Source organism: Dactylosporangium sp. CA-233914, assembly GCF_050942935.1.
GTDB lineage: Bacteria > Actinomycetota > Actinomycetes > Mycobacteriales > Micromonosporaceae > Dactylosporangium.
Map to the genome: position 1 here is coordinate 1,764,228 of NZ_CP192030.1, position 25,277 is coordinate 1,789,504.

The window sequence follows — 25,277 nt, forward strand, 5'->3', positions numbered from 1 at the left end:
TCATGAAGGTCGTACTGTTCTGCGGTGGCCTCGGCATGCGTATGCGCGAGGGGACGAACAACGCACCGAAGCCGATGGCCATGATCGGCGACCGGCCGCTGCTCTGGCACGTCATGCGCTACTACGCACACTTCGGGCACACCGACTTCATCCTGGCCCTCGGCTACGGCGCCGCGGTCGTCAAGGACTACTTCCTGCACTACGACGAGACGCTGTCCAACGACTTCACCCTCACCGGCGGCGACCGCGACGTCCAGCTGTTCTCCACGGACATCACCGGCTGGAACATCACGTTCATCGACACCGGCCTGAAGGCGACGATCGGCGAGCGGCTGATGCGCGTGCGCAAGTACGTCGAGGACGAGCCCATGTTCCTCGCCAACTACGCCGACACGCTCACCGACGCCCCGCTGCCCGAGATGGTCGAGCGGTTCCGCAACTCCGAGGCGACCGTGAGCATGCTGGCGGTGCCGCCGGTGTCGACCCACCACGTGGTGGAGATGGACGCCGACGGCTCGGTCTCCCGGGTGCGCGACTTCCGCGAGCTCATGACGTGGGAGAACGGCGGGTACTTCATCCTCCGCCCGGGCATCTTCGACGCCCTGCGCGAGGGCGAGGACATGGTCCCGCACGCCTTCGACCGGCTGATCCCGGAGCGCAAGCTCATGGCGCAGCAGTACGACGGCTTCTGGCGCGCGATCGACACCTTCAAGGACCGCGCGGAGATGGAGGAGGCGTACAGCAGCGGCAACTGCCCGTGGATGCTGTGGGACGCGATGCGGGGTCCGGCCTCGTGATCGGATTCTCGCTCTCCGCCGTGCGGTCCGTCGTCGCCCTGGGCGCCCACCCGGACGACATCGAGATCGCCGCCGGCGGCCTGCTGCTCTCCCTGCCCGGCGGCGCGACGGTGGACTACGTGCTGGCCACCGGGGTCCCGGCCCGCCAGGCCGAGGCCCGCGCGGCGGCGACGGCGTTCCTGTCGCAGGCGGCCGCGCTGACGTTCCACCTGCACGACCTGCCCGACGGGCGGCTGCCGGCCCACTGGAACGAGACCAAGGAGATCGTGGAGGCCGCGGCCCGCCTCGGCACGCCGGACCTGGTACTGGCCCCGTCGACGGACGACGCCCACCAGGACCACCGGCTGCTGGGTACGCTGGCCTCGACTGCCTTCCGTAACTCCCTGGTCCTGCACTACGAGATCCCGAAGTGGGACGGCGACCTCTCCCGGCGCAACGTGTACGTGCCGCTGACGCCGGACCAGGGCCGGCGCAAGGTATCACTGCTGCACGAGCACTTCCCGTCCCAGAAGGCCCGCGACTGGTGGGACGACGAGGTGTTCCTGGGCCTGGCCCGCATCCGGGGCATGGAGTGCCGGGCCCACTACGCCGAGGCGTACACGGTCACCAAGTCCGTCCTGACCTTCTGACCCGCTTTCCCGGCTCGCCCTCACCGGGCGGGCCGGGTTCGCGGGGTTCCGCACGAAAAGTCGGGCGCTGCCGCGCCACGACTTTTCGGATTTTTCGCCCGACGGGGCATAAGGGCGACCGCCAGTAGTTCAAGATCGCGCTGGCGGTTTTTTGTCGTACCCGTGTTCTAGGTTGTCCTCATGAGTGAGGTGCTGACCGGGATCGCTGAGTCGGAGTGGCGTAGCCGCTTGGATGCGATGCTGGCTGAGCACCGGGGTCGTGTGGCTCGTCGCCGTGCGGTCCGTGCCGAGTTCGCTGAGGCTCGCCGTCGCGGTTTGGAGGCGCGTCATGCCGAGCGGCTGGCCCGTCTGGACGCCGAGGCCCGCACCGCTGAGATCAGCGCCCACTGGGCCGAACAGGACGCCCGAGCCGCCCGCCGCCGCGCTCTGGCCACCCAACCCGGGCCGGGCCGCCCGTCGACCCAGCCCACCCCGGACTGTCCGCCGGCCCAGACCGACTCCGGCCGTCCGGGGTCCCAGCCGGACTCCCGCGGTCCGGCTACCCGGGTCAGTTCCCGCCGTCCGTCGGGTCGCCCGACCCTGGGCTGTTCGCCGGCCCAGCCCGATTCCCGCGGTTCGGTGGCGCAGCCCAACCCCTGCTCCGGTCCGGCCGCGTCCACCCCGCCCGGACCGTCTCGCCCGCACGACCTCGCCGCCCCGCCGGCGCAGCCGTCGCCGCCGACATCTCGTACGCAGTCGTCGAGGCCACCGTCGCCTCCGGTGTCCCGTGCACCATCGCCGGAGCGTTCGCCAACACCTTCGCTGTCGCCGCGTTCCCAGCCCGCACCGACGTCACCGCGCTCCCGACCGGCCCAGTCACCAGGCTCCCGACCGGTCCAGTCGTCGTGCTGCCGATCCGCAGCGTCACCACCGCCGCACCGGACAGGCCGTTGCGACGCCGCCGTGTCACCGCCGCCGCTGCAACGGCCGAGCCGTTCCGGCGATGCCCTGCCGCCGCGGCCGCTGCAACAGCCGAGCCATTCCGGCGACGCCCTGCCACCGCAGCCGATCTCCCAGGCACCCGCCACTGGTCGGCCCGCCGCCGCGTCGGCGCATCCTTCGCCGTCGCCGAGCCCCGCTCAGGACAGGCGGAGGCCGCCATGTGCATCACCCGGGTCGCGTCCACCTCGTGATCCGCGCTCCGAATCTCGCCGGCCGTCGCCGTCTACCACCAGACGGCGTGAAGGAACCTGCTGGACGCGCGGTTGGACCACATCACCACGGCCGACGACGCTGGGCCGGTCACTCCCCACGTTCGCCGCCTCGGGTGGCAGGGGCCGAGTCGGAGCGGGAGCACGGTCTCCGCCGGCGTGACCGTGGTGTCGTCACCAGGCGGAGTTGAGGCTCCGCCGTTGCCCGGGTCGCCGAGCCGGCCACTGGCACATTGACCGATGTGAGTCCAGACGATGCTGCGCGGCTTCAACTGCCGCGACGCGGGCGCACCGGTGGCCAGGCAAGCGCAAGCAGGAGCCTGTCTGTCGAGCTGTACGTCGCGACGCGAAGCGGCTGAGTTCATCGCGCGGCCCGGCGCTTGGCGGGCGCGGGCAAGGGCGCCTACTGCCGGGCGTTCTGCCCGTTATGTCGCGGCGCGGATTGTCCGATATGGCGGTCTTGAGGTGGGCCGGAGACGCGTCGATGCGCGGACCGGGCGATGGTGGCGGGTGAGAACAGGTCGGCCGCAAGGCGCTGGGCGCGTGGCGGACGGGAGCGGTCCGGGCGAGGGGTCAGCGGGTGCCGTTGGCCTCGACTGTGACCTTGCCGTTGGACGGGGCCGTCGCGGTCGCGTCCTCGTTGAGGTCGGCCAGGCGGGCGGTCAGTTCGGCCTCCTGCTTGAGCAGGTCGGCCAGCCGCTTCTCGGTCTCCTCCGCCTCGGCCTTCGCCTTGTCGGCCGCCGCCTTCGCCTTGTCCGCCTCGGTCTTGGCCTTCGCCGCCGCTGCCTGGGCCTTGCCGGCGTCCGACTTCGCCTTCTCGGTGTCCGCCTTCGACTTGGCGTCCGCGTCCGCCTCGGGCTTGGTGTCTGCGGCGGGCTTGGGGATGGGCAGGGCCATCGTTCGGTCCGTCGCTGCCGCCAGCTCGGACTCCAGCGTCGCTACCCGGGCCTTCAGGGTTTCGGCCTCTGCGGCGGTGGCGCGCAGGGAGTCAGCCTCGGCGGCGGTCGCGCGCAGGGTCTCGGCCTCGGCCGCCGCCGCGCGGAGGGAGTCGGCCTCCGACTCCAGGGCGGCGATGCGGGCCTTGTACGACTCGGCCTCGGTGTCGGCCGCGGCGCGGATCTCGGCGGTCTCGGCCTCTGCGGCGGCTCGGGCGGTCTCGGCGGTGGTGCGGGCGGCCTCGGCGGTGGCCAAGGCCTCGTTGGCTTCGGCTGTCGCGGCGGCGCGGAGGGACTCGGCCTCGGTGGCGGCCTTCGCCCGCACGTCCTCGGCGTGGGTGGAGGCGGCGGCGCGCACCTGGTCGGCGTCGGTCGCCGCGGCGGCGCGCAGGGACTCCGCCTCGGCCGCGGCGGCGGTGCGGAGGAGTCGGCTTCGGTGGCGGCCTTCGCCCGCACGTCCTCGGCGTGGGCGGAGGCGGCGGCACGGACCTGGTCGGCCTCGGTCGCCGCGGCGGCGCGCACCTCGTCGGCGTGGGTGGAGGCGGCGGCGCGCACCTGGTCGGCATCAGTCGCCGCGGCGGCGCGCAGGGACTCCGCCTCGGCAGCGGCGGTGGTGCGCAGGGACTCGATCTCGGTCGCGGCCGTGGTGCGGAGGGAGCCGGCTTCGGCTGCGGCGGTGGTGCGCAGGGACTCGGCCTCCGTGGCCGCCGTGGCGCGCTGCTCGGCCAGTTCGGACTCGTGGGCCGCGCGCAGGTCGCGCAGCTCCTGCTCCAGGGTCTCGCGGTGGGCGGCGACCTCGGTCTCCGCCGCCTGCTTGGCCGCGTCGGTGTCGGCCGCGAGCTTCAGCCTTGCCTGCTCGGCGGCCTCCGTCGCGGCGGCCTGGGCCTGGGCGGCCAGGGCGTCGGCGGCCTCCTTCGCCTGGGTGGCGACCGTGGCGGCGTGCTCCTGGGCCTGGGCGGCTACCGCCTCGGCGGCCGCCTGGGCCTTGGCGGTGACTGCGGCGGCGGTCTGCTCGGCCTTGGCGGTGACCGAGGCGGCGGTCTGTTCGGCCTGCGCGGTGACTGCGGCGGCGGTCTGTTCGGCCTGGGTGGTGACTGCGGCGGCGGTCTGCTGGGACTGGGCGGTGAGGGTGTCGGCCTCGTGCTTGGCCTGGGCGGTGACCGCGGCGGCGGTCTGTTCGGCCTGGGTGGTGACCGCGGCGGCGGTCTGCTGGGACTGGGCGGTGAGGGTGTCGGCCTCGTGCTTGGCCTGGGCGGTGACCGCGGCCGCCTGCTCCTGGGCCTGGGCTACGATCGCGGCGGCGTGGGACTTGGCGCCGGCGGTCTCCTGCTCGGCGGCGGCGCGCACGGCGTGGGCGTGCTGGTCGGCCTCGGCCTTGACGGCGGCGGCGTGCTGGTCGGCGGCGGTGCGGACCTGGTGGGCGTGCTGGTCGGCCTCGGCGCGGGCCTGCTCGAGCTGGGCGGTGGTGACCTGGGCGATGCGCTGGGCCTCGGCCTGGGCGGCGGCGACGAGCCGTTCGGCCTCGTCGCGGGCGCGGGCGGCGCGCTCCTCGATGGCGCGGGCCTCGCCGTCCAGGGCGGAGCGGCGCTGGGCGACCAAGCGCTCCTCCTCGGCGCGGCGGGCGGCCAGGGCGAGCTCGAAGTCCTCGTTGGCCTTGGCGGCGCGGTTGCGGGCGTCGGCGAGGAGGCGCTCGGCCTCGGCGCGCAGGCCGGCGATCTCCTGCACCGCGCTGGCGCGGATGTCGGCGGCCTGATCCTCGGCGAGGCCGAGGATCTGCTCGACGCGGGGGCCGAGGTGGCGGAACGAGAGCACCTCGCCGCGGCCGGGGGCGTGGCGGCGCAGCTCGGCGAGCTCCATCTGCAGGTCCTGGACCTGGGAGGCGAGCCCCTGGATCTGGCCCCAGAGATCCTCGTTCTCCAGCTTCAGCGCGGCGATCTCGTTCTCGGACTGCGTCCAGTACTTGTCGACCTGATCGCGCCGGTATCCGCGGATCGCCGTCTCGAAGTCCGGCTCCGATGACACGCCCGTGCCCGAGTTGAAGAGGTCCCCGCCGTCTGACATAACACCCATCCTCACACGCAACGTCCCGCCACGCGCAATTACACACTGCGCGTGACGGGACGTGCGATCGAACTCCCCGCGAATGATTCAGGAAACGGCACGATCACCGTGTCCTCTACCCCTCAGGCTGACACCTTCTCGCCATCGCCCGACTTGCCCTTCTTGGCGTCGCCGCCGCCCGTCCCCACGTTCGGCATGATGCCGGCCAGGCCCGAGAGCATCTGGCCGAGCTGGGAGGTGACGGCGTCCTTCTGGCGGGTGAGGTCCTCGACCTCGCGGCGGGCGCGCTGCGTGGTGTCCTCGGCCTCGGAGCGGGCCTCGCTGAGCAGGCGGTGCGCCTCGGCGCGGGCCTCGTTGACGGTCTTGTCGGCGAGGTTCTTGGCCTTGTCAACCGTCTCGGCGGCAGCCCGCTCGGACTCGACCCGGCGCGTCTCGGCGCGCTGCTCGATCTCCTTGGCCCGGTCCTCCGCGGCCCGGGCGCGCCCCTCGGCCTCGGTGACCAGCTTCTGGGTGGCGGCGACGGCGGAGGCGTGGCGCGCGGACTCCTCGCGCTCGGCCTTCTCCTGCCGTTCGGCGATCTCCAGCGCCAGGGACTGCAGGTCCTTGTCACGCTTGTCGCGGGCGTCGGTCAGCAGCTTGGTCGCCTCGGCGCGCTTCTCCTCCGCCTCGCGGGCGGCCTTGGCGCGCAGCTGGGTGATCTCGCGCTCGGCGGTGGCCCGCAGCGTCGCCACCTCCCGCTCGACGGTCGCCTTGAGCTCGGCGACCTCGTGGGCGGTGGCGGTGCGCAGCTGCTTGGTCTCGCGCTCGGCGTCGGCCCGCAGCGTGTCGGCCTCGCGCCGGGCCTGCACCCGGACCTCGGCGGCCTCCCGCTCGGCGGCGGTGCGCAGGTTGCCCGCCTCGCGCTCCGCGGTCGCCTTCATCGCGGCGGACTCGGCGCGGGCCTTGTCCGTGATCTCGCGGGCCTCCAGCCGGGCCGCGGAGATGATGCCCTCGGATTCGCGCTTGGCCTCGCCCCGGTGATCGTTGGCCTGCTCCTCGGCCAGGCGCAGGATCTGCTCGACCCGCGTGCCCAGGCCGGACAGCGTGGGCCGGTTGTTCTCCTCCAGCTGCTTGTTGGTGTCGCTGAGCTTCTGCTCCATCGTGCCGAGGCGCTGCTCGGCCTGGCGGACCCGCCGCTGGGCCTCGGCGAGTCGGCCCTCGGCCTCTTCGCGGGCCTGACTGGCCTGCTGCAGCTGCGCGTTGAGGCGCTGCAGCTTGCTGTCGACCTGCTGACGGTCGTAACCGCGCAGGACGACACTCAGCTCTTCGTGATCAGAGCCGTGCTGGAAGAAGTCAACCGAGGACTGCTGCTGGGCCATTGGCACATACTTGCAGACCACCCGGGGGAGTTCGCAAGGGTGGAACGGCCATCTTCCGCACAGCCTGCATGGTCAACTTGCCCAGGCCAGGACACGCCACGTTTTGACAGGCCTTATGGGCGTGTCGGGCGATCAGCAAAACGGCAAGTAGAGCGCTCAACGATCACGAAAACGGTTGATCGCTGACTCGTGCCGGGCCCGCAGCTCGGGGTCGCGCACGCCCAGCCCCTCGTGCGGGGCGAGGCACAGGACGCCGACCTTGCCCTGGTGAAGATTGCGGTGCACGTCGTACGCCGCCTGCCCGGTCTGCGCCAGCGGGTACGAGCGCGAGAGCGTCGGATGGATGCGCCCCCGCGTGATCAACCGGTTGGCCTCCCACGCCTCGCGGTAGTTCGCGAAGTGGCTGCCGATGATGCGCTTGAGGTTCATCCAGAGATACCGGTTGTCGTACTGATGCATGAACCCCGACGTCGAGGCGCACGTGACGATCGTCCCGCCCCGCTTGGCGACGAACACGCTGACGCCGAACGTCTCCCGTCCGGGGTGCTCGAAGACGATGTCCGGGTCGTCGCCGCCGGTGAGCTGCCGGATATGGGCGCCGAAGCGCTTCCACTCGGCGGTGTCCTGGGTCTGCTCGTCCTTCCAGAAGGAGTACTCGGACCGGTCGATCACCAGCTCGGCACCCATCGCTCGGCACAGCTGCGCCTTCTGCGGGCTGGACACGACGCAGATCGGGGTCGCCCCGCCGTTGAGCGCGAACTGCACCGCGTAGGAGCCCAGGCCGCCCGAGGCGCCCCAGATCAGTACGGTGTCACCCTGCTTCATCTGCGCACCGTGATGGGAGACCAGCTGCCGGTAGGCGGTCGAGTTGACCAGCCCCGGGCAGGCCGCCTCCTCCCACGACAGGTGTGCCGGCTTGGGCATGAGCTGGTTGGCCTTGACCAGGGCGAGCTGCGCCAGCCCGCCGTAGTTGGTCTCGAAGCCCCAGATCCGCTGCTGCGGGTCGAGCATCGTGTCGTCGTGGCCGGCCGCGTCCTCCAGTTCGACGCTGAGGCAGTGGGCCACGATCTCGTCGCCGGGCTGCCACTTGCTCACCCCGGGACCCACCCGCAGTACGACACCCGCCGCATCGCTGCCGACGACGTGATACGGGCGGTCATGGCGCCGGCTCAGGGAGTCGCGCCGGCCGTACCGCTTCAGGAACCCGAACGTCGAGACCGGCTCGAAGATCGAGGTCCACACGGTGTTGTAGTTGACCGCGCTGCCCATGACCGCGATGAGTGCCTCGCCGGGCCCGACCTCGGGGGTGGGGACCTCCTGCACGTGCAGGGACTTGCGAGGGTCCTTCTCGCGTGTGTCGAGCCCGTCGAACATGCGCTCCTCGTCGGAGCGCACGACCACGCCGGTGTAGCTGTCCGGGATCGGCAGGGCGGCGACCGCGCGCAGATGTGCCGCGGGGTCGGCCGCCCCTTCGGCCTGCATGATCGCGTCGAGGATGTGCTCCACGGCTGGCGCTCCTAACGTCCGGGAAGAGGATCGCCGCGCGGCGGGGCGGGCGACCATGGGGATCGGCAACACATCTCGATCCCCCGGGCCGGACGTTACTGCCCAGTAGTTTGCTCGGGAACCTCGCTGTGGGAATTTGCACTGGCCGGTTCGACCAGCTCAACCAGCACGCCGCCGGCGTCCTTGGGGTGCACGAAGTTGATGCGGGAATCCGCGGTGCCGCGGCGCGGCTCCTCGTACAGCAGCCGGACCCCGCGCTCGCGCAGCGCGGCGCACGCGGCGTCGACGTCGGTCACCGTGTAGGCCAGCTGCTGCATGCCCGGGCCGCTGCGGTCGAGGAACTTGGCGATCGTCGAGGCGGGTGAGAGCGGCGCGAGCAGCTGCAGGCACCCGCCCTGCGGGGTCGGGCCGACCGACAGCATGGCCTCGCGTACGCCCTGCTCCTCGTTGACCTCCTCGTGCACACAGCGCATGCCGAACACCCGCGCGTAGAACTCGATCGCCTCGTCGAGGTCGGCGACGGCGATGCCGACGTGATCGATCCGCTGGATGCCGATGGGTGATATATCCAACTTCTGAGTCGAAGTCTCCATGGCGATAGTCTGAACTTACTCAACGTTCAGGTCGCGAAGATGCGATGTGAACCTTCTCTCGGAGGCCTCTGGATGACTCAGTCGGTGATCGTCAACGGCGCCCGCACGCCGATGGGGCGCCTGCTCGGCGCGCTCAAGGACTTTCCGGCCACCAAGCTGGGTGAGATCGCCATCCGCGCCGCGCTCGAGCGCTCCGGCGTGGCGCCGGAGCAGGTGCAGTACGTGATCATGGGGCAGGTTCTGCAGGCCGGCGCCGGGCAGATGCCGGCCCGCCAGGCCGCCGTGGGTGCGGGCGTCCCGATGAGCGTCCCCGCGCTGACGATCAACAAGGTCTGCCTCTCCGGCCTCGACGCGATCGCGCTGGCCGACCAGCTCATCCGGGCCGGCGAGTTCGACATCGTCGTGGCCGGGGGCATGGAGTCCATGACCAACGCGCCGCACCTGCTCATCGGGCAGCGGCAGGGGTACAAGTACGGCGACGTCGTGATCAAGGACCACATGGCCCAGGACGGCCTCACCGACGCCTACGACCAGGTGTCGATGGGCGAGTCGACCGACCGGCACGTCGTCCGCCTCGGCATCACCCGCGAGGTGCAGGACGCGTTCGGCGCGGCCAGTCACCAGAAGGCCGCCGCCGCGCAGAAGAACGGCCATTTCGCGGAGGAGATCGTTCCTGTCGAGATCCCGCAGCGTAAGGGTGAGCCGCTGGTGGTGACCGACGACGAGCAGATCCGGCCCGAGACGACCGTGGAGAGCCTGGGCAAGCTGCGCCCCGCGTTCACCAAGGACGGCACGATCACCGCCGCCACCGCCTCGCCGATCTCCGACGGTGCCTGCGCCGTGGTGGTCATGAGCAAGGCCAAGGCCGAGGAGCTGGGCCTTGAGTGGCTGGCCGAGATCGGCGCCCACGGCAACGTGGCCGGCCCGGACAACTCGCTGACCAGCCAGCCCTCCAACGCCATCAGGCACGCCCTGGGCAAGGCCGGGCTCACCACCGACGACCTCGACCTGGTCGAGATCAACGAGGCCTTCGCCGCGGTCGGCGTGCAGTCCACCGCCGACCTCGGCATCGACCCGGCGATCGTCAACGTCAACGGCGGCGCGATCGCCCTGGGTCACCCGATCGGCATGAGCGGCGCCCGGCTGGCCCTCACCCTCGCCCTGGAGCTGCGCCGCCGCGGCGGCGGCCTCGGCGCGGCGGCCCTGTGCGGCGGCGGCGGCCAGGGCGACGCACTGCTGCTGCGCGTGCCCAAGCGGTGACGCTCCGCCGCTCCCGCGACGTGCCCGCGCTCGTGGACGCCGCCCGCGAGGGCGACCCGCGGGCCGTGGCGCGGCTGATCAGCCTGGTGGAGGACGGCGACGAGGCGCTTGCGCGCATCGCCGCCGCCCTCGCGCCGCACACCGGTGAGGCTGCCGTCATCGGCCTCACCGGCTCCCCGGGCGTGGGCAAGTCCACGACCACCAACGAGCTGGTCCGCGCCTTCCGCAAGGCGGACCGGCGCGTCGGCGTGCTCGCCGTCGACCCGTCCAGCCCGTTCACCGGCGGCGCCATCCTCGGCGACCGGGTGCGCATGCAGGACCACGCGACCGACCCGGGCGTGTACATCCGCTCCATGTCCAGCCGCGGCCACCTCGGCGGGCTGTCGGCGGCCACCCCCCAGGCCGCCCGCGTGCTGGAGGGCGCCGGCTGCGACCCGGTCGTGATCGAGACCGTCGGCGTCGGCCAGGCCGAGGTGGAGATCGCCGGGCTCGCCGACACCACCGTGGTGCTGCTCGCACCCGGCATGGGCGACGCCGTCCAGGCGGCCAAGGCGGGCGTGCTGGAGATCGCCGACGTCTTCGTGGTGAACAAGGCCGACCGCGACGGCGCGGACACGACGTACCGCGACATCCAGGGCATGATCGGCCTCGGCGAGCGGGCCCCGGGGCAGTGGCGCCCGCGCGTGGTGCGCTGCGTCGCCGCCCGCGGTGAGGGCATCGACGAACTGGTCGAGGCGCTCGAGGCGCACCGCGCGCACCTGCTCGGCTCGGGCGAGCTGCAGGCCCGCCGCGCCCGCCGGGCCGAGGCCGAGGTCGAGGCGATCGCGCTGGGCGCCCTGCGCGCGCGGATGCAGGACCTGCGCAGCGGCACCGCCCTGTCCGACCTGGCCCGCGACGTCATGGCCGGGCGCATCGACCCCTATGCGGCGGCGGATGCCCTGCTCGCGCAGCTCGGTTAGTGTCCGCGCGTCAAATCACCGCTGGGGGCTCACGTGACGGCCTGGACCGTCATGCTGCGCGGCATCCAGCACCGTCGCACGGACGGCCTGTCCGCCGCGACCTGCCCCTCCCGCGCGAGGTGCTCGCGGCGGTGGGCCTCACGGGCCGCGGACGCAACCGGCAGCGCCCGCAGCGACTCTCTCCTGGTGAGCGCCAGCGGTTGGCGCTCGCCGTGGGGCTGGCCGGACGGCCGGGCCTGCTGCTCGCGGACGAGCCGACCAGCCAGCTCGACACCCGGGCGCGCGACGAGGTGCTCACGGCCCTCGGCGCGGTCCGCCGGGCGGGCACGACCGTCGTGGTCGTGACCCACGACCCGGACGTGGGGGCGGCGCATGGGCCGGGCGGTCACCATCCGCGACGGCCGGGTCGGCGCGCAGGGGCGGCGCGGCGAGGACTACGCGGTGGCCGGGCGCGACGGTACGGTGCACCTGCCGCAGGACGTGCTGCGCCTGCTGCCGCCGGGGACCCTCGTGGGCGTCGCGCCCCAGCCCGGCGGCACGGCGCTGCTCGTGCCTGCTCGAGCCGATGTGGAGGGTGTGCAGTGAAGACGCTGACGGTCGACGGGGTGACGGTCGCGTACGAGCGGGACCGCCCCGTCCTGCGCGATGTGTCCGTAGTGGTGTCCCCGGGCCAGATCCTGGCTGTGACCGGCCCCTCCGGGGCGGGCAAGACGACGCTGCTGTGGGCGATGGCCGGCCTGCTGCGCCCGGCCGTGGGCAGCGTCTCGGTCGACGAGACCCCGCTGCGGGACCGCGACCACGCCGTCGCCGAGCGGGTCGTGCTCATCCCGCAGGACAACGGCCTCGCCGCGATCCTGACCGCCCAGGAGAACATCCAGGTCGCCATGATCGCCGGCGGCGCCGCCCCGGCCGACGCCCGGCGCGCGACGGTGTCCTCGCTGGAACGCCTCGGGCTTGCCGGGCAGGCCGACCAGCTGGTGGAGGAGCTGTCGGGCGGCCAGCAGCAGCGCACGGCGATCGCGCGCGGGCTGGCCCTGCACGGCGCCGTGGTCCTGGCCGACGAGGTGACCAGCGAGCTGGACGCCACGAACCGGCAGAAGGTCATGGAGCTGCTGCAGGAGGAGGCCCGCCGCGGCGCGGCGGTGGTCTTCGCCACGCACGACCCGGAGGCGGCCGCGGCCTGCGACCGCGAGCTGCACCTGTCCGACGGCGCGGCACAGCTGGTCCGCGGCTGACGCGCTTCGTGTCCGGTACGGCCGGGACGTCGCCCTCATGCCGACGCCCCGGCCGTGTTTTTCTCTGGTCGCGCTGCCCGTGGCCGGCCGGCTCGCCGCCGCGGGAGACCGCCGGGCACCGCAACGCCCCCGGTGCTTAAAGCCGACTCCCGGGGGCGGCCCCGCGCGAGTACGCTCGCCTCGTTTTGAGACCTGGGGACGATGGGGAGTAGCGACATGAGCGAGACCACCGCGGGCTTTCCCGCGCGTACCGACATCGACGACCCGGACCTGACCGGCGACGCGCTGGCCACGGTCGAGCCGGCCTCGGCCGCGGTGCCGGTTCCGGCGCAGGCGGGCGCGCCCGCGCAGGAGCAGTCGCGGTTCGACGAGGCGGCCGAGAAGGTGACCACGTTCGCGGCCGGGGCGGCGGACAAGGTCGGGGAGTTCGCGACCAACACCGCCGCGGCGTCCGGGCGGGTCGCGTCGCAGGTCGTCGAACGACTGCGCAACAACGCGGAGCTGCCCGCCGATCGGGGCACGACGACGATCGCCGACGAGGTGGTCGAGAAGATCGCCGGCATCGCCGCGCGCCAGGTCGAGGGAGTGTACGACCTGGGCGGCGACGTCGCCCGGGTGTTCGCCGCGGTCCGCGACCGCATCGGGCTCGGCGACGACGAGCGCGAGACCGGCAACCGGGGCGTCTCGGTGCGCCTGGAGGGCCGCAACGCCACCGTCCGGGTCACCCTCGTGATCGAGTACGGCTACGTCGTGTACTCGGTGGCGGAGAAGGTCCGCACCCAGGTCATCGGCTCGGTGGAGAACCTGCTCGGCCTCGAGGTGACCGCGGTGGACATCGTCGTGGACGACGTGCACGTCGAGGACAAGGACCGGGCGCCCAAGGCCGCCGAGTAAGGTCCGGTCGCGCCCGCGCCGCGGGTTCGCGGCGCGGGCTTAGCGATCGTTCAGGTGACGGTTAGCATCGAGGGTACGGACCATCCGCCGCATCCGAGGAGCGCCGACACCCATGGACGCCCGAGACATCGCCGATGGGCGCGCCCGCTGGCAGCGCCGCTACGACGAGGCCCGCCTGCGCGACGCCGACTTCACCACGCTCTCCGGCACGGCGGTCGAGCCCGTCTACGGCCCGCCCGAGGGCGCCGACGTGCCCGGCTTCGAGCGTATCGGCTGGCCGGGTGAGTATCCGTACACCCGCGGCCTGCACCCGACCGGCTACCGCGGCCGCACGTGGACCATCCGCCAGTTCTCCGGGTTCGGCAACGCGCGGCAGACCAACGCGCGCTACAAGATGCTGCTCGGCGCGGGCGGGGGCGGCCTGTCGGTCGCCTTCGACATGCCGACGCTGATGGGCCGCGACTCCGACGACCCGCAGTCGCTCGGCGAGGTCGGGCACTGCGGGGTCGCGATCGACTCCGCCGCCGACATGGACGTGCTCTTCGACGGCATCCCGCTGGCCGACGTGACGACGAGCATGACCATCTCCGGTCCCGCGGTGCCGGTCTTCTGCATGTACCTCGTCGCGGCCGAGCGGCAGGGCGCCGAGCTGTCGAAGCTCGACGGCACGCTACAGACGGACATCTTCAAGGAGTACATCGCCCAGAAGGAGTGGCTCTTCCCGCCCGAGCCCCACCTGCGGCTCATCGGCGACCTCATGGAGTACACGAACCGGAGCATCCCGCGCTACAAGCCGCTGTCGGTGTCCGGCTACCACATCCGCGAGGCCGGGGCGACCGCCGCGCAGGAGCTCGCGTTCACCCTCGCCGACGGCTTCGGCTACGTCGAGCTCGGGCAGTCGCGCGGGCTGGACGTCAACGCGTTCGCGCCCGGGCTGAGCTTCTTCTTCGACGCGCACATCGACTTCTTCGAGGAGATCGCCAAGTTCCGTGCCGCCCGGCGCATCTGGGCCCGCTGGCTGCGCGAGGTCTACGGGGCGACCAGCGACAAGGCGCTCTGGCTGCGCTTCCACACGCAGACCGCGGGAGTGTCGCTGACGGCGCAGCAGCCGTACAACAACGTCGTGCGCACCGCCGTCGAGGCGCTCTGCGCCGTGCTGGGCGGCACGAACTCCCTGCACACCAACGCGCTGGACGAGACCCTGGCCCTGCCGAGCGACGAGGCGGCCGAGATCGCCCTGCGTACCCAGCAGGTGCTCATGGAGGAGACCGGCATCGCCAACGTCGCCGACCCGCTCGGCGGTTCGTGGTACGTCGAGGCGCTCACCGACAAGATCGAGGAGCAGGCCGAGGCGATCTTCCAGCGCATCCGGGACATGGGCGGCGACGGCACGATCACCAGCGGCATCCTGCGCGGGATCGAGGACGGCTGGTTCTCCTCCGAACTCGCCGACAGCGCGTTCGTCTACCAGCAGGCGGTGGAGAAGGGCGACAAGCGCGTCGTCGGGGTCAACGTGCACACCGGCTCGCTCACCCGCGACCTGGACATCCTGCGCGTGTCGCACGAGGTCGAGCGGGAGCAGAACAAGCTGCTCACGGCGCGGCGGGCCGGGCGGGACAACACTGCGGTCAAGGAGCGGCTGGAGCGGATGATCGCGGCGGCCCGCGGCGGGGACAACATGATCCCGTCGATGCTCGACGCCGCCCGCGCGGAGGCGACCCTCGGCGAGATCTGCGGCGCGCTCAAGGGCGAGTGGGGCATCTACCGCGAACCGGCCCGGTTCTGAGGGCGGCTAACCGTACGGGCGTTATCGAACGTTATCGAACCGTAACGCAACGGCGCAACCGGTCACCTTCCCCCGCTGGTCTTCCTACGATGACCTGACCACGGGGGAGGGGCCTTGCTGGCACTCGTGCTCGCGGCGTTGCGGGCCCGGCGCGCCCAGGCGCTGACGCTGGTGCTGCTCAGCACCCTTGCCGCAGCCGCCGCCGCGGCCGCGCCCTGGTACGTGCTGGCCTCGACGGAGCGGATCGCCACCCGGCACGTGCAGAGCGCCGCGATCCAGGAGCGCGCCCTGGAGACGATCGGCGAGGGTCCCGTCGAGGGCGGCTCGGTCGAGGCGCACCTCGCGGCCCGGGCCGAGCAGAGCCAGCGGATCGTCGGGATGTCGGGCGGCTTCGTCACCTACACCGAGGCGTTCCTGCCCGGCCAGGCGAGCACCGGCAGCGGCCAGTCGGCGGGCGGCGCCGCCGGCGCGCGCAGCACCGACTCCCAGCTGGCCCTGCGCACCGACGCCTGCGACCACGCCACCTTCGAGGGCGGCTGCCCCAGCGGCCCGGACGAGGTGGCGGTCAGCTACCGCACCGCCCGCTGGCTGCGGGTCAAGGCCGGCGACACGATGACGTACGCCGCGTCCGGGCTGCCGCACCCGCTGCAGCTCAAGGTCGTCGGCGTCTACCGCCCCGACGACCCCGCCGCGCCGTACTGGAGCAGCAACGAGGACCTGGTCGCCAAGGCGCTGCCGACCAGCGCCGCGCCGGAGATCACCGAGCCGGTCGACGACGCGCTGCTCGCCGCGCCGGCGCTGTTCGACAAGGGGCTGCCGGCGGGGATCTCGCTGCGCACGATCGTCGACATGGTCGCGCAGCCGCGGCTGCTGGTCGACAACGCGCCGGAGGAGGTGCGGGACCGGATCGCCGCGGCGACCGTCGACGCCCGCAACAACCGGCTGACGCTCAACACGCAACTGCAGGCGACCATCGACAAGGTGCAGCGGGACCGGCGGCTGGTGTCGCTGGGCGTACCCGTCGGCGCCTTCCAGCTGCTCGTGCTGTGCTGGTTCGCGCTGTACCTCGCGGTGAAGTACACCGGCGAGGAGCGGCGTCCCGACATCGGCCTGGTGAAGCTGCGCGGCGCCACCCGCGCGCGGACCTGGGCCCTGGTCGGCGGGCAGAGCGCGCTGCCGATGCTGGCCGGCGCGCTGCTGGGCCTGCCGATCGGCTACGTCGCGGCGACGGCCGTCACCGGGGTTATCCACGACGCGGACGTCAACGCGCAGGCCGCGGGGCTGTCGGTGGGCGCGGTCGCCCTGGCCGTGCTCGGCGCGCTGCTCGCCGCGCTGCTGGCCGAGCGGCGCGCGCTCGGCTCCAGCGTCTCCGAGCTGCTGCGCCAGGCCTCGGCCCGCAGCCGGGTCTGGCGCGACCTGTTCGACCTGCTGCTCGTCGCGCTCGCGGTCGTCGCCGTCTACCAGGTCAAGCACCGCGCCTCGGGCGATGCCGCGGGCCTCGCGCTGCTCGCGCCCGGCCTCGCCGCGCTCGCCTTCGCGCTGGTCGCCGCGCGGGTCATCACGTTCACCGCGGCCCGGATGGTCGAGGACGCGCTGCGCCACGGCCGCCCCGCCCGCGCGCTCACCGCGATCTACCTGGCCCGCCGCCCGGGCGTGCACCGGCTGGCCGCGCTCATGATCGCGACGGTGGCGCTGCTGTGCACCTCGGCGCTCACCTGGAGCGACGGACGCGGCGAGGGCCAGACGCGGGCCCAGCTCGAGGTCGGCGCCGACCGGGTGCTGAGCGTGCGGGCCGAGAACCGGCTCGCGCTGCTCAACGCGGTGCGCGCGGCCGACCCGCTCGGGCAGCACGCGATGGCGGCGGTCGAGTCGACACGGTCGGGCTCGGACCGGATCCTGCTCGTCGACAGCCCGCGCCTGGCGAAGGTGGCGAAGTGGCGGCCGGAGTACGGGCTGAGCGCCGCCCGGACCGCGGACCTGCTGCACCCGGCCGCGCCCGAGCCGGTCACGGTCACCGGCGGCGACCTGGCCGTCGAGCTCACCAACCACTACTCGGTCGTCGACCCGGGCCGGGTGGTGTTCCTCGACGTCGTGCTCGCCGACGCCAAGGGCGCCCGCATCGCCGCGCGGCTCGGGCCGCTCGCCGAGGGCCGGCAGGTGCTCAAGGCCCAGATCCCGGCCTGCGCGGCCGCCCCCGGCTGCCGGCTGAGCTCGCTGCAGATTGTGCAGAGCACCCTGGAGCAGAAGATCTTCTTCGCCGCCCGCCCCGGCGTCGACCTGGTGGTGTACGGCATCACCGCCGGCGGACGCCCGGCGCTGAGCCAGCAGATGCTCTCCGACCGCACCAGGTGGCGCCTCGGCGTCAACGGCAACCCGCCCAACCTCATCGTCGTGCCCGACGCCGGCGGCCTGCGCCTCACCGTCGCCCCGATCCGCACCGGCGGGGCCAGCGACGCCGGCGTCTACCCGCTGGACACCCCGGCCCCGCTGGCCAGCGTCCGGGCCACGCGGATGCAGCCGCGGCTCGTCGGCGACCAGCGGGTCAGCTACGGCTCGGTCTCCATCTCCGAGCGGATCGCCGGCACCGCCCGCTACCTGCCCCGCCTCGGCGACCGCGGCGTGCTGCTCGACCTGGAGTACGCCGACCGGCTCGGTGCCGACTTCGGCGCGGGCGAGTCGCTGCAGGTCTGGCTCAACGACGGCGCCCCGCCGGGCATCGTCCGGGCTTTGCAGGCGCAAGGGGTCATCATCCTGGGCGAGGAGTCGATCGCGGGGACCGCCGACAAGTACGCGTCGTTCGGCCCGCCGCTCACCCTGCAGTTCATGCTGCTGTCCGCGATCGTCGGGCTGGCGCTGGCGATCGGGGCGGCGAGCGTCGTCGCCGCTGTCGAGCGCCGGCCGCGGGCCCGCGAGCTCGGCGCGCTGCGGACCCAGGGCGCGTCCGCGCGCATGATCGGGCGGGTGAGCGTCGAGGGGTACCTGGTGCTGGCCGTCTCCTCGCTGGTGCTCGGGCTGATCCTGGCCGCGCTGATCCGCGCCTACATCGGCGACGTCCTGCCCTACTTCGCCGACGGATGGAGCGCGCCGTGAGCGGTCCGCAGCGAAGCGACGGGGCCGCTCACCATGGATGCAGTTCGGCGATCATGCCGGCACCGGAGCTTGCGGAGGTGAAGGCATGATCGGGCTGGCCCTGTCGATGGTGCGGGCCCGGCCGGGGCAGGCCCTCACCGCCTTCCTGCTGGCCGTGTTCGCGATGGCCGCGGCCGTCAGCGCGCCGGTGTACTCCACCACCGCCGACCGCGCCGTGGTGCGCAGCGAGGTGCTCGCCGCGCCGGTCACCGAGCGGGTGGTGCAGGCCCGGCGCACGTCTCCGTCGGCCCAGGACCACGACTTCGAGCAGCAGGTGTTGCAGCTGTTCACCGGCGGCGGGTTCGCGAGCGTGTTCAGCACCGAGTACGACATCATGATCAGCCCGCCGGACCCGAAGGTCCCCAAGATCGCCCCGCGGTTCGTGTACCGCGACGACGTCTGCGCCCACGTGCGCATCACCGCCGGGCGGTGCTTCGTCAGCGAGACCGAGGTCATTCTCAGCACGGCGCAGGTGCAGTACCTCGGGGTGCACGTCGGCGAGACGTTCCAGGCCTGCTTCGCCGTGTTCGACTCGGTGGACGGCGACTACGTCGAGGCCGGGCCGAAGGCCACGCTCACCCTCGTCGGCTCGTACGAGCCGCTCGACAAGGCCGAGCAGTACTGGTCCGACCTGGACTACTTCAACCCGCGCGTCAACAACCGGCTCACCACCGAGCCGGCCCTCGCCGGCCGCCTGACGCTGGAGGCGCTGGAGCACGGGCCGCAGAGGCAGGCACTCGACGTGGTCGTCGACGACTCGGCGATCACCCGGGAGTCGCTGAGCGGCATCAACGCCCAGGTGGAGACCAGCAAGGACAAGCTCTCGGCGCTGCCCGGGCACCCGGTCGTGCAGACCGGCCTGCCCAACCTGATCAAGCGGATCAACGCCGACCGGGACCTGGTCGCCCAGGTCGTGCCGGTGGCCGCCGTCCCGCTCGTGCTGCTGTGCTGGTTCGTGCTGTTCATCGCCGTGGCCGCGGCGACCCAGGAGCGGCGCCTGGAGCTCGGCCTGTTCTCGCTGCGCGGCATCACGGCCCCGCGCCGCTGGTGGCTCGCGGCCGGCGAGAGCATCCTGCCGATCCTGGCCGGCGCGGTGGCCGGCTTCTTCCTCGGCCACTACGTGGTGCGCCTCGCCGCGTGGGCGTTGCTGGGCACGTCGGCGGAGGTGCCGCTGTCGGCCGGGCTCGACTGGTGGGCGGCTGCCTCGCTGGCCGGGGCGCTGCTGGCCGCTCTGCTCGCCCAACGCTCGGAGCTGGCCAAACGCACCGTCGACCTGCTGCGCAACGTTCCCAGCCGGGTCTCGCGCTGGAGCGCTCCGGTCTTCGAGGTCGTCGTCGTGGTGCTCGCCATCGTGGCGGTCGTGCAGCTGCGCCGGGGCGGCGGCGGGCTCACCGGCTTCGCGCTGGTCGCCCCGTCCGCCGTGGTGATCGCCGTCGCGCTGCTGGCCGCCCGGGCCGTGCTGCCCATCGCCGAGCGGGTCGGCCGCCGGGCCTCGCGCCGGGGCCGGATCGGGCCGATGCTGGCCGCCTACGCGCTGTCCCGCCGCCCCGGCACCCAGCGGGTGCTCGCCCTCTTCGTCGTCGCGATCGGCCTGCTGGTCTTCGCCGCGACCGCGGCCGGGGCGGCGGGCCAGACCCGCGACCACCGCGCCCGCGTCCAGCTCGGCGCGCCCCGGGTGCTCACCGTCGACCCGATCGCGCGCTCCTCGCTGCTGTCCAAGGTCCGCGCGGTCGACCCGGGCGGGAAGTTCGCGATGGCCACCATGATGCTGCCGGTCTCCGAGGACACCGAGGTGCCGCCGATGCTCGCCGTGGACAGCCGGGCCCTGGCCGCCACCGCGCTGTGGGACGACCGGACGCTCACCGCGGCGAAGGCGGCCGAGCTGCTGCGCCCCGAGACCGGCCGCGGCATGATCGAGGTGGACAACAAGGAGATCTCCCTCGACGTCAGCATCGACAGCCTCGTCGACGCGTTCCGCGTGCGCTGGGTCGCCGTCGTGATGCCCGAGGACGGCTCCGGGCTCGGCCGGGTCGACCTCGGGCCGGTGACGACCGGGCGGAAGACGTACGTGCGCAACCTGCCGATGTGCGTGAACAAGTGCCGGCTCGCGGCGCTGGAGCTGGAGCAGCCCGAGGGGCGCGGCTTCGACGTCAACCTGGTCCTGCACAGCCTCAGCCAGCACGGGCAGAAGATCGTCGACGAGGCCGCGTTCGCCGACGCCGACGGCTGGCGGGTGCCGGAGTCGCCGGGGCCGAAGCTGCTCGTGCCGACGCTGAGCCCGCAGAGCGACGGGCTGCGGGCGGAGATCTCCAACTACAAGGGCGCCGACACGGCCGTGCGCATCATGCCGACCGACGTGCCCGCGCCGCTGCCGGTGGTCGTGGCCCGCAGCGCCGGCCTCGGCGACCACATGACCGGCTTCGACAAGTCCCGGCAGTCGGTGACCCTCGCCGGCGAGGTCGAGACGGTGCCGCGGCTGGGCCACGGGGGCGGGCTCGTCGACCTGGAGTACGCGGAGCGGCTCGCCGCCGACGGCGGGGACGCGGAGTACCCCCAGATCTTCCTCGGGCCGCACGCCCCCGCCGACGCCGTGGACCAGCTGCGCCGGCAGGGTCTGACGATCAGCGGCGAGCGCTCGCTCGGCCCGGTGCGCGACGCGCTCGACAAGCAGGGCCCCGCCGTCGCGCTGCGCTTCCACGAGCTCGCCGGGGCCTTCGCGGTCCTGCTCGCCGTCGGCACGCTGTGGCTGGTCGCGGGCCTGGACCGGGTGCGCCGCGCCGGTGAACTGCGGGCCCTGCGCGCCCAGGGCGTGGCCCGCCGGGACGCCGCCGCCAGCGGTTACCTGGTCCTGGTCGGCACCGCGGTGGTGATCGCGCCGTTCGCCGCGCTGGCCAGCTGGCTGCTGGTGCGCGAGTATTTTCCGGTGTTCAGCGACGACTCCCAGGGTTTCACGGCGTCATACTGGCCGTCGCCCCTGCCGGTCGTCGTCGCCTGGGCGGCGGCCTCAGTACTGCTGGTCGCGGCGGCGCTCGTCGCGGGCGCACGGCTGCGGGCGGCAACGACTCAGCGGAAACGCTGACCTTACCGAGATGGGGACGCGATGAACGGACTGGCGGTCGCCTGCCGGCGGGTCGTGCACATCTACCGGGCCGAGGCCGGTGACGTCGTCGCGCTCGCCGGCGTCGACCTGTCGATCGGCCCCGGGGAGACGCTCGCGCTCGTCGGGCCCTCGGGCTCGGGCAAGTCGACGCTCATCGCGCTGCTCGCCGGGCTCATGCGCCCGTCGGCCGGCCGGGTCAACATCGGCACGTACGACATGGGCAAGCTCTCCGACGGTGAGATCGCCCGCCTGCGCGGCACCGAGATCGGGGTCGTGCTGCAGGGGGCGGCGCGCAATCTGCTGCCGTACGCCTCGCTGCACCGCAACATCTGGCTGGCCCAGCGCCGGGCGGCGCGCACCGAGGGCATCAAGCTCGACGACCCGGACCGCATCCTCGACCTCGTCGGCCTGCCCGGCCTCGGCCGCGCCCGCATCGAGGAGCTCGCCCCCGGCGCCCGGCAGCGCGCCGCGCTCGCCGTCGGCATCGCGGCCGGCCCCGGCCTGCTGCTCGTCGACGAGCCCACCAGCCAGCTCGACACGCACGGCCGCGACGAGGTCCTGGAGGCCCTCGAGACCGTCAACCGGGAGCGCAACACGACCATCGTCGTGGTCACCCACGACAGCGACGTCGGCACCCGGCTCGGCCGCGCCGTGACCATCCGCGACGGCCGGGTCGGCGCCGAGGGGCGCGACGGGCAGGACTTCGCGGTGGTGGCGGGCGACGGCACGGTACAGCTGCCGCCGGAGGTCCTGGGGGACTTCCCGCCCGGCACGCTCTTCACCGTGGAGCACATCGACGGGGCCGTCACACTGGTGGCGGGTGGATCCGAGCGGTCACTTGCGGCAGAGCACTAGGGGCACGTGCAAAACTAGGGCCATGACGGACCCACGCCAGTCACAGTCGATCTTCACCCGCGGGGCGGTGGACCTCGGCGCCCTGGCCCGCAGCAACGCGGCCGCCGCGCAACGGGCCGCCCAGCCCGCCGACCCCTCGACCTCCGCCGGCGCCGGCGGCGACGTGATCGACGTCACGGAGGCAAACTTCCAGCAGGACGTCATCCAGCGTTCGCTGACGGTGCCGGTCGTGCTCGACTTCTACGTCGCGATGAGCGCGCCGCACCAGCAGTTCTCCCCGCTGCTGGAGAGCCTGGCCGCCGAGGGCGGGGGCGCCTGGGTGCTGGGGCGGGTCGACATCGAGGCCAACCCGCGCCTCGCGCAGATGTTCCGCATCCAGAACATCCCGTTCGTGGTCGCGATCGTCGGCGGGCAGCCCGTCGACGCGTTCAACCAGGCCCTGCCCGAGCCGCACCTGCGCCAGTGGGTCGACGCGGTTCTCAAGGCGGCCGGCGTGGAGGTCGAGCGCCCCGAGGACCCGCGGCTGCTCGCGGCCGACGACGCCATGGCCGACGGTGACCTCGACGCGGCCGAGACCGCCTACCGCAAGATCCTCGACGAGACTCCGAACGACGCCGTCGCCGAGTCCGGCCTGGCGCAGGTCGGGCTCCTGCGGCGCACCGAGGGCATCGACATGGCCGGCGCGCTCGCCGCGGCCCAGGCGAGCCCCGGCGACGTGCCGGCGCAGCTGCTCGCCGCCGACGTCGAGGTGCTGACCGGGGAGGCCGACCGGGCGTATGCGCGCCTGGTCGATCTCGTCCGCCGCACCGCGGGCGACGAGCGCGAGACCGTGCGCAGGCACCTCGTCTCGCTCTTCACCGTCGCCGGCCCCGACGACCCCGCGGTCGCCAAGGCCCGCCGGGCACTGGCGAGCGCGCTCTTCTGACGGCGCCGACCGTGCGCCGCATCGCCGTCGTCGACGCACCGAGCAACCTGGGGTTACGGCCACCGACCGCGACCTCGGTGCCCGGCTGTGCGAAGGCGCCCGGCGCCCTGCGCGACCACAACCTGCTCGCCCGCCTCGGCGCGCGCGACGCGGGCTGCATCACCCCGCCGCGATACGACCCGGCGGGGTGGCAGCCCGGCGACGGCGTCGCCCAGGCCGCCGAGATCGCCGTCTTCGTCCGCCGCCTGGCCGACCGCATCGGCTCGATCCTCGGCAGCGGCGACTTCCCGCTCGTCCTCGGCGGCGACTGCTCGATCCTGCTCGGCGCGGGCCTGGCCATGCGCCGCTACCAGAACGAGGCCGGGGGGCGCATCGGGCTGATCTACGTCGACGGCCACTCCGACTTCCGCCACGACGGCAACGCCTCCTACGTCGGCGCCGCGGCCGGCGAGGCCCTGGCCCTGGCGACCGGCCGCGGGCAGGCGAACCTGGCCTCGATCGAGCAGCGCCGCCCCTACTTCCGCGACGTCGACGTGGCCCTGCTCGGCATTCGCACCCACGACGAGTATCGCCTTGACCTGCAGGCTGCGGGGATCGTCTCGCGGGCCGTGCCGGAGCTGCGCTCCGACGGGGCCGCGCGCTCGGCCCAGTGGGCCCGCGACCAGCTGCGCGACTGCGCCGGCTTCTGGGTCCACATCGACGTGGACGTGCTGGACCCGGCCGTGATGCCGGCGGTGGACGCGCCCGACGTGGGCGGGATCGCCTATCGCGAGCTGGAGATCCTGCTCAGCGGCCTGGTGTCGGACCCGCGCTGCCTGGGCGCCCAGGTCACGGTGTTCGACCCGGACTACGACCCCGACGGGCAATACGCGGCCGAGGTCGTCGACGTCCTCGTCGCCGGCCTGGAGCCCCTGATCACCTCGACGGCCCTGGCGACGGCCTCGCCGGACCCGGTCATCTCGGCGCCTCCCTTCGCGGCCCCGGTGTCGGCCCCACCGATCTCGGCGCCGCCACTGGCGACCCCGCGCGCCCCGGCCCCGCCGCTGCTCGCCAGCCCCGCGCCGCCGCCGCTCGCCGGACCCGCCCCGGCCCCGCGCTTGTCGGCCGTCGCCCCCGCCTCCTCGCCCCCGCACACGATCCCGCCGCCGCACACGCCCGACGCGCCACCTTCTCCCGCGACGTCGTCCACTCCCGCCTCGATGCCGGACGCCATTCTCTCGCCCTCACCGCCGTCTCCCGCCGTGTTGTCCGCTCCGGCCTCGTCGGTGCCGGATGCGGCTTTCTCGTCTGCGGTGCCGGATTCGTCGCCTTCTCCCGCCATGTTGTCCGCTCCGGCCTTCTCGACGCCGGGCGCGGCACTTCCGCCTGGCGTGCGGGAGTTGTCGCCTTCTCCCCCGACTTCCTCCGCGCCGCCGGCCCCGTCGATGCCGGCTGCGGTCCTTTCGCCTACCATGTCCGACTCGCCACCTTCTTCTGCGGTGTTCCTCCTCGCCTCGCCCGGCATTTCGGAAATGTCGGAAACGTTCGGCGCGGGAGGCGGGACGGGGGTGACCGTCGCTGACGAGATGGCCGTCGAGGAAGCGGCGGCGGATCGGGGCGCCGTGCTCGAGGAGGCTACGGCGGCTCAGGAAGAGGAGGAAGACTTGCCGGTCGGTGGGGTATCCGTAACGGTGGTTGCGGGCTCGGTGGATGAGTCCGTCGGCGATTCGGCGGGGGATTCTGTCGCTCTTGTCGCCGAGGACTTTGCGGGGAAAGAGCCCGGAGCTGTCGATGAGGAGCCGGACAGGAAGCGGGAGCGGCCGAAGTGGTTGCTCGGGCGGTACAGCCGGGCGGCCTCGATGTCGCTCGACTCGCTGCCCCGGGACTCGATCGGCCCCGGCGGGTTGCGGCCCTCCGGGGGAGCGGCGCCGTTCGTGCCGGCGCAGACCGCGCGGCGGGCCGTCGGGGACGCGCCCGAGTCGCCGTTGACCGACGTGGTGCCGGCGGCTCGGACACCCGTCGAGGAGGAAGAGACCACGGGCTGACAGGCGAACGGCCGGGCGCCCGTGACGGGGCACCCGGCCGT

General features: G+C 73.3%; 18 protein-coding genes and 1 pseudogene. 14 read left to right on the forward strand and 5 right to left on the reverse strand.

The window, feature by feature from the left end; genetic code table 11:
• Positions 1–2: 2 nt before the first annotated feature.
• Positions 3–797: a sugar phosphate nucleotidyltransferase gene (locus tag ACQPY0_RS08105; protein ID WP_432986496.1), complete on the forward strand. Its 795-nt coding sequence runs from the start codon at positions 3–5 to the stop codon at positions 795–797.
• Positions 794–1,426, forward strand: coding sequence for a PIG-L deacetylase family protein (locus ACQPY0_RS08110; protein ID WP_432986498.1), 633 nt, complete (start codon positions 794–796; stop codon positions 1,424–1,426). Before ACQPY0_RS08105 ends, ACQPY0_RS08110 begins: the two co-directional genes overlap by 4 nt.
• 1,763 nt (positions 1,427–3,189) lie before the next feature.
• Here the strand turns inward: ACQPY0_RS08110 and ACQPY0_RS08115 are convergent.
• From ACQPY0_RS08115 to mce, 5 genes are all read right to left on the reverse strand, one after another.
• Entirely contained in the window at positions 3,190–3,513 is a 324-nt protein-coding gene (locus ACQPY0_RS08115; RefSeq protein ID WP_432986500.1) for a hypothetical protein, read from the reverse strand.
• A gap of 53 nt (positions 3,514–3,566) precedes the next feature.
• Positions 3,567–5,612, reverse strand: a complete 2,046-nt coding sequence (locus tag ACQPY0_RS08120) for a hypothetical protein (protein ID WP_432986502.1) — start codon at positions 5,610–5,612, stop codon at positions 3,567–3,569.
• Positions 5,613–5,734: 122 nt separating this feature from the next.
• Positions 5,735–6,970: a cell division protein DivIVA gene (locus ACQPY0_RS08125; RefSeq protein ID WP_432986504.1), complete on the reverse strand. Its 1,236-nt coding sequence runs from the start codon at positions 6,968–6,970 to the stop codon at positions 5,735–5,737.
• 156 nt (positions 6,971–7,126) lie between these two features.
• Positions 7,127–8,476, reverse strand: a complete 1,350-nt coding sequence (gene ccrA / locus ACQPY0_RS08130) for a crotonyl-CoA carboxylase/reductase (protein ID WP_432986506.1) — start codon at positions 8,474–8,476, stop codon at positions 7,127–7,129.
• Between the two features lie 95 nt (positions 8,477–8,571).
• Positions 8,572–9,069, reverse strand: a complete 498-nt coding sequence (gene mce / locus ACQPY0_RS08135; protein WP_432986508.1) for a methylmalonyl-CoA epimerase — start codon at positions 9,067–9,069, stop codon at positions 8,572–8,574.
• Between the two features lie 72 nt (positions 9,070–9,141).
• Here mce and ACQPY0_RS08140 point away from each other — a divergent pair, with 72 nt between their 5' ends.
• The 12 genes and pseudogenes from ACQPY0_RS08140 (at position 9,142) to ACQPY0_RS08195 (ending at position 25,236) form a co-directional block, all read left to right on the forward strand.
• On the forward strand, positions 9,142–10,329 hold the full coding sequence (locus ACQPY0_RS08140; protein WP_432986510.1) for an acetyl-CoA C-acetyltransferase: 1,188 nt from the start codon (positions 9,142–9,144) through the stop codon (positions 10,327–10,329).
• Positions 10,326–11,288 (forward strand): methylmalonyl Co-A mutase-associated GTPase MeaB, encoded by a 963-nt coding sequence (gene meaB / locus ACQPY0_RS08145; protein WP_432986512.1) that lies wholly within the window; start codon positions 10,326–10,328, stop codon positions 11,286–11,288. The genes ACQPY0_RS08140 and meaB overlap by 4 nt, the downstream gene beginning before the upstream one ends.
• A 131-nt stretch (positions 11,289–11,419) precedes the next feature.
• Positions 11,420–11,584: pseudogene (locus ACQPY0_RS08150) on the forward strand (ATP-binding cassette domain-containing protein); the annotation flags it as partial.
• Positions 11,585–11,660: 76 nt separating this feature from the next.
• Complete coding sequence (locus tag ACQPY0_RS08155; protein ID WP_432995938.1) at positions 11,661–11,873, forward strand: hypothetical protein; 213 nt, start codon at positions 11,661–11,663, stop codon at positions 11,871–11,873.
• Positions 11,870–12,523, forward strand: coding sequence for an ATP-binding cassette domain-containing protein (locus tag ACQPY0_RS08160; protein WP_432995071.1), 654 nt, complete (start codon positions 11,870–11,872; stop codon positions 12,521–12,523). The genes ACQPY0_RS08155 and ACQPY0_RS08160 overlap by 4 nt, the downstream gene beginning before the upstream one ends.
• Before the next feature lie 216 nt (positions 12,524–12,739).
• A complete protein-coding gene (locus tag ACQPY0_RS08165) occupies positions 12,740–13,417 on the forward strand; it encodes an Asp23/Gls24 family envelope stress response protein (protein ID WP_432986514.1) in 678 nt (225 codons plus the stop codon).
• Between the two features lie 112 nt (positions 13,418–13,529).
• On the forward strand, positions 13,530–15,203 hold the full coding sequence (locus tag ACQPY0_RS08170; RefSeq protein ID WP_432986516.1) for an acyl-CoA mutase large subunit family protein: 1,674 nt from the start codon (positions 13,530–13,532) through the stop codon (positions 15,201–15,203).
• Positions 15,204–15,317: 114 nt separating this feature from the next.
• Complete coding sequence (locus tag ACQPY0_RS08175) at positions 15,318–18,293, forward strand: FtsX-like permease family protein (RefSeq protein WP_432986518.1); 2,976 nt, start codon at positions 15,318–15,320, stop codon at positions 18,291–18,293.
• Between the two features lie 85 nt (positions 18,294–18,378).
• Complete coding sequence (locus tag ACQPY0_RS08180) at positions 18,379–21,411, forward strand: ABC transporter permease (protein WP_432986520.1); 3,033 nt, start codon at positions 18,379–18,381, stop codon at positions 21,409–21,411.
• A 21-nt stretch (positions 21,412–21,432) separates the two neighbouring features.
• Complete coding sequence (locus ACQPY0_RS08185) at positions 21,433–22,287, forward strand: ABC transporter ATP-binding protein (RefSeq protein WP_432986522.1); 855 nt, start codon at positions 21,433–21,435, stop codon at positions 22,285–22,287.
• A gap of 22 nt (positions 22,288–22,309) precedes the next feature.
• The gene (locus ACQPY0_RS08190) at positions 22,310–23,212 is read left to right on the forward strand and encodes a tetratricopeptide repeat protein (protein ID WP_432986523.1); all 903 of its coding nucleotides are present in this window, start codon (positions 22,310–22,312) and stop codon (positions 23,210–23,212) included.
• Between the two features lie 11 nt (positions 23,213–23,223).
• Complete coding sequence (locus ACQPY0_RS08195) at positions 23,224–25,236, forward strand: arginase family protein (protein WP_432986525.1); 2,013 nt, start codon at positions 23,224–23,226, stop codon at positions 25,234–25,236.
• The last annotated feature ends 41 nt before the right edge of the window (positions 25,237–25,277 follow it).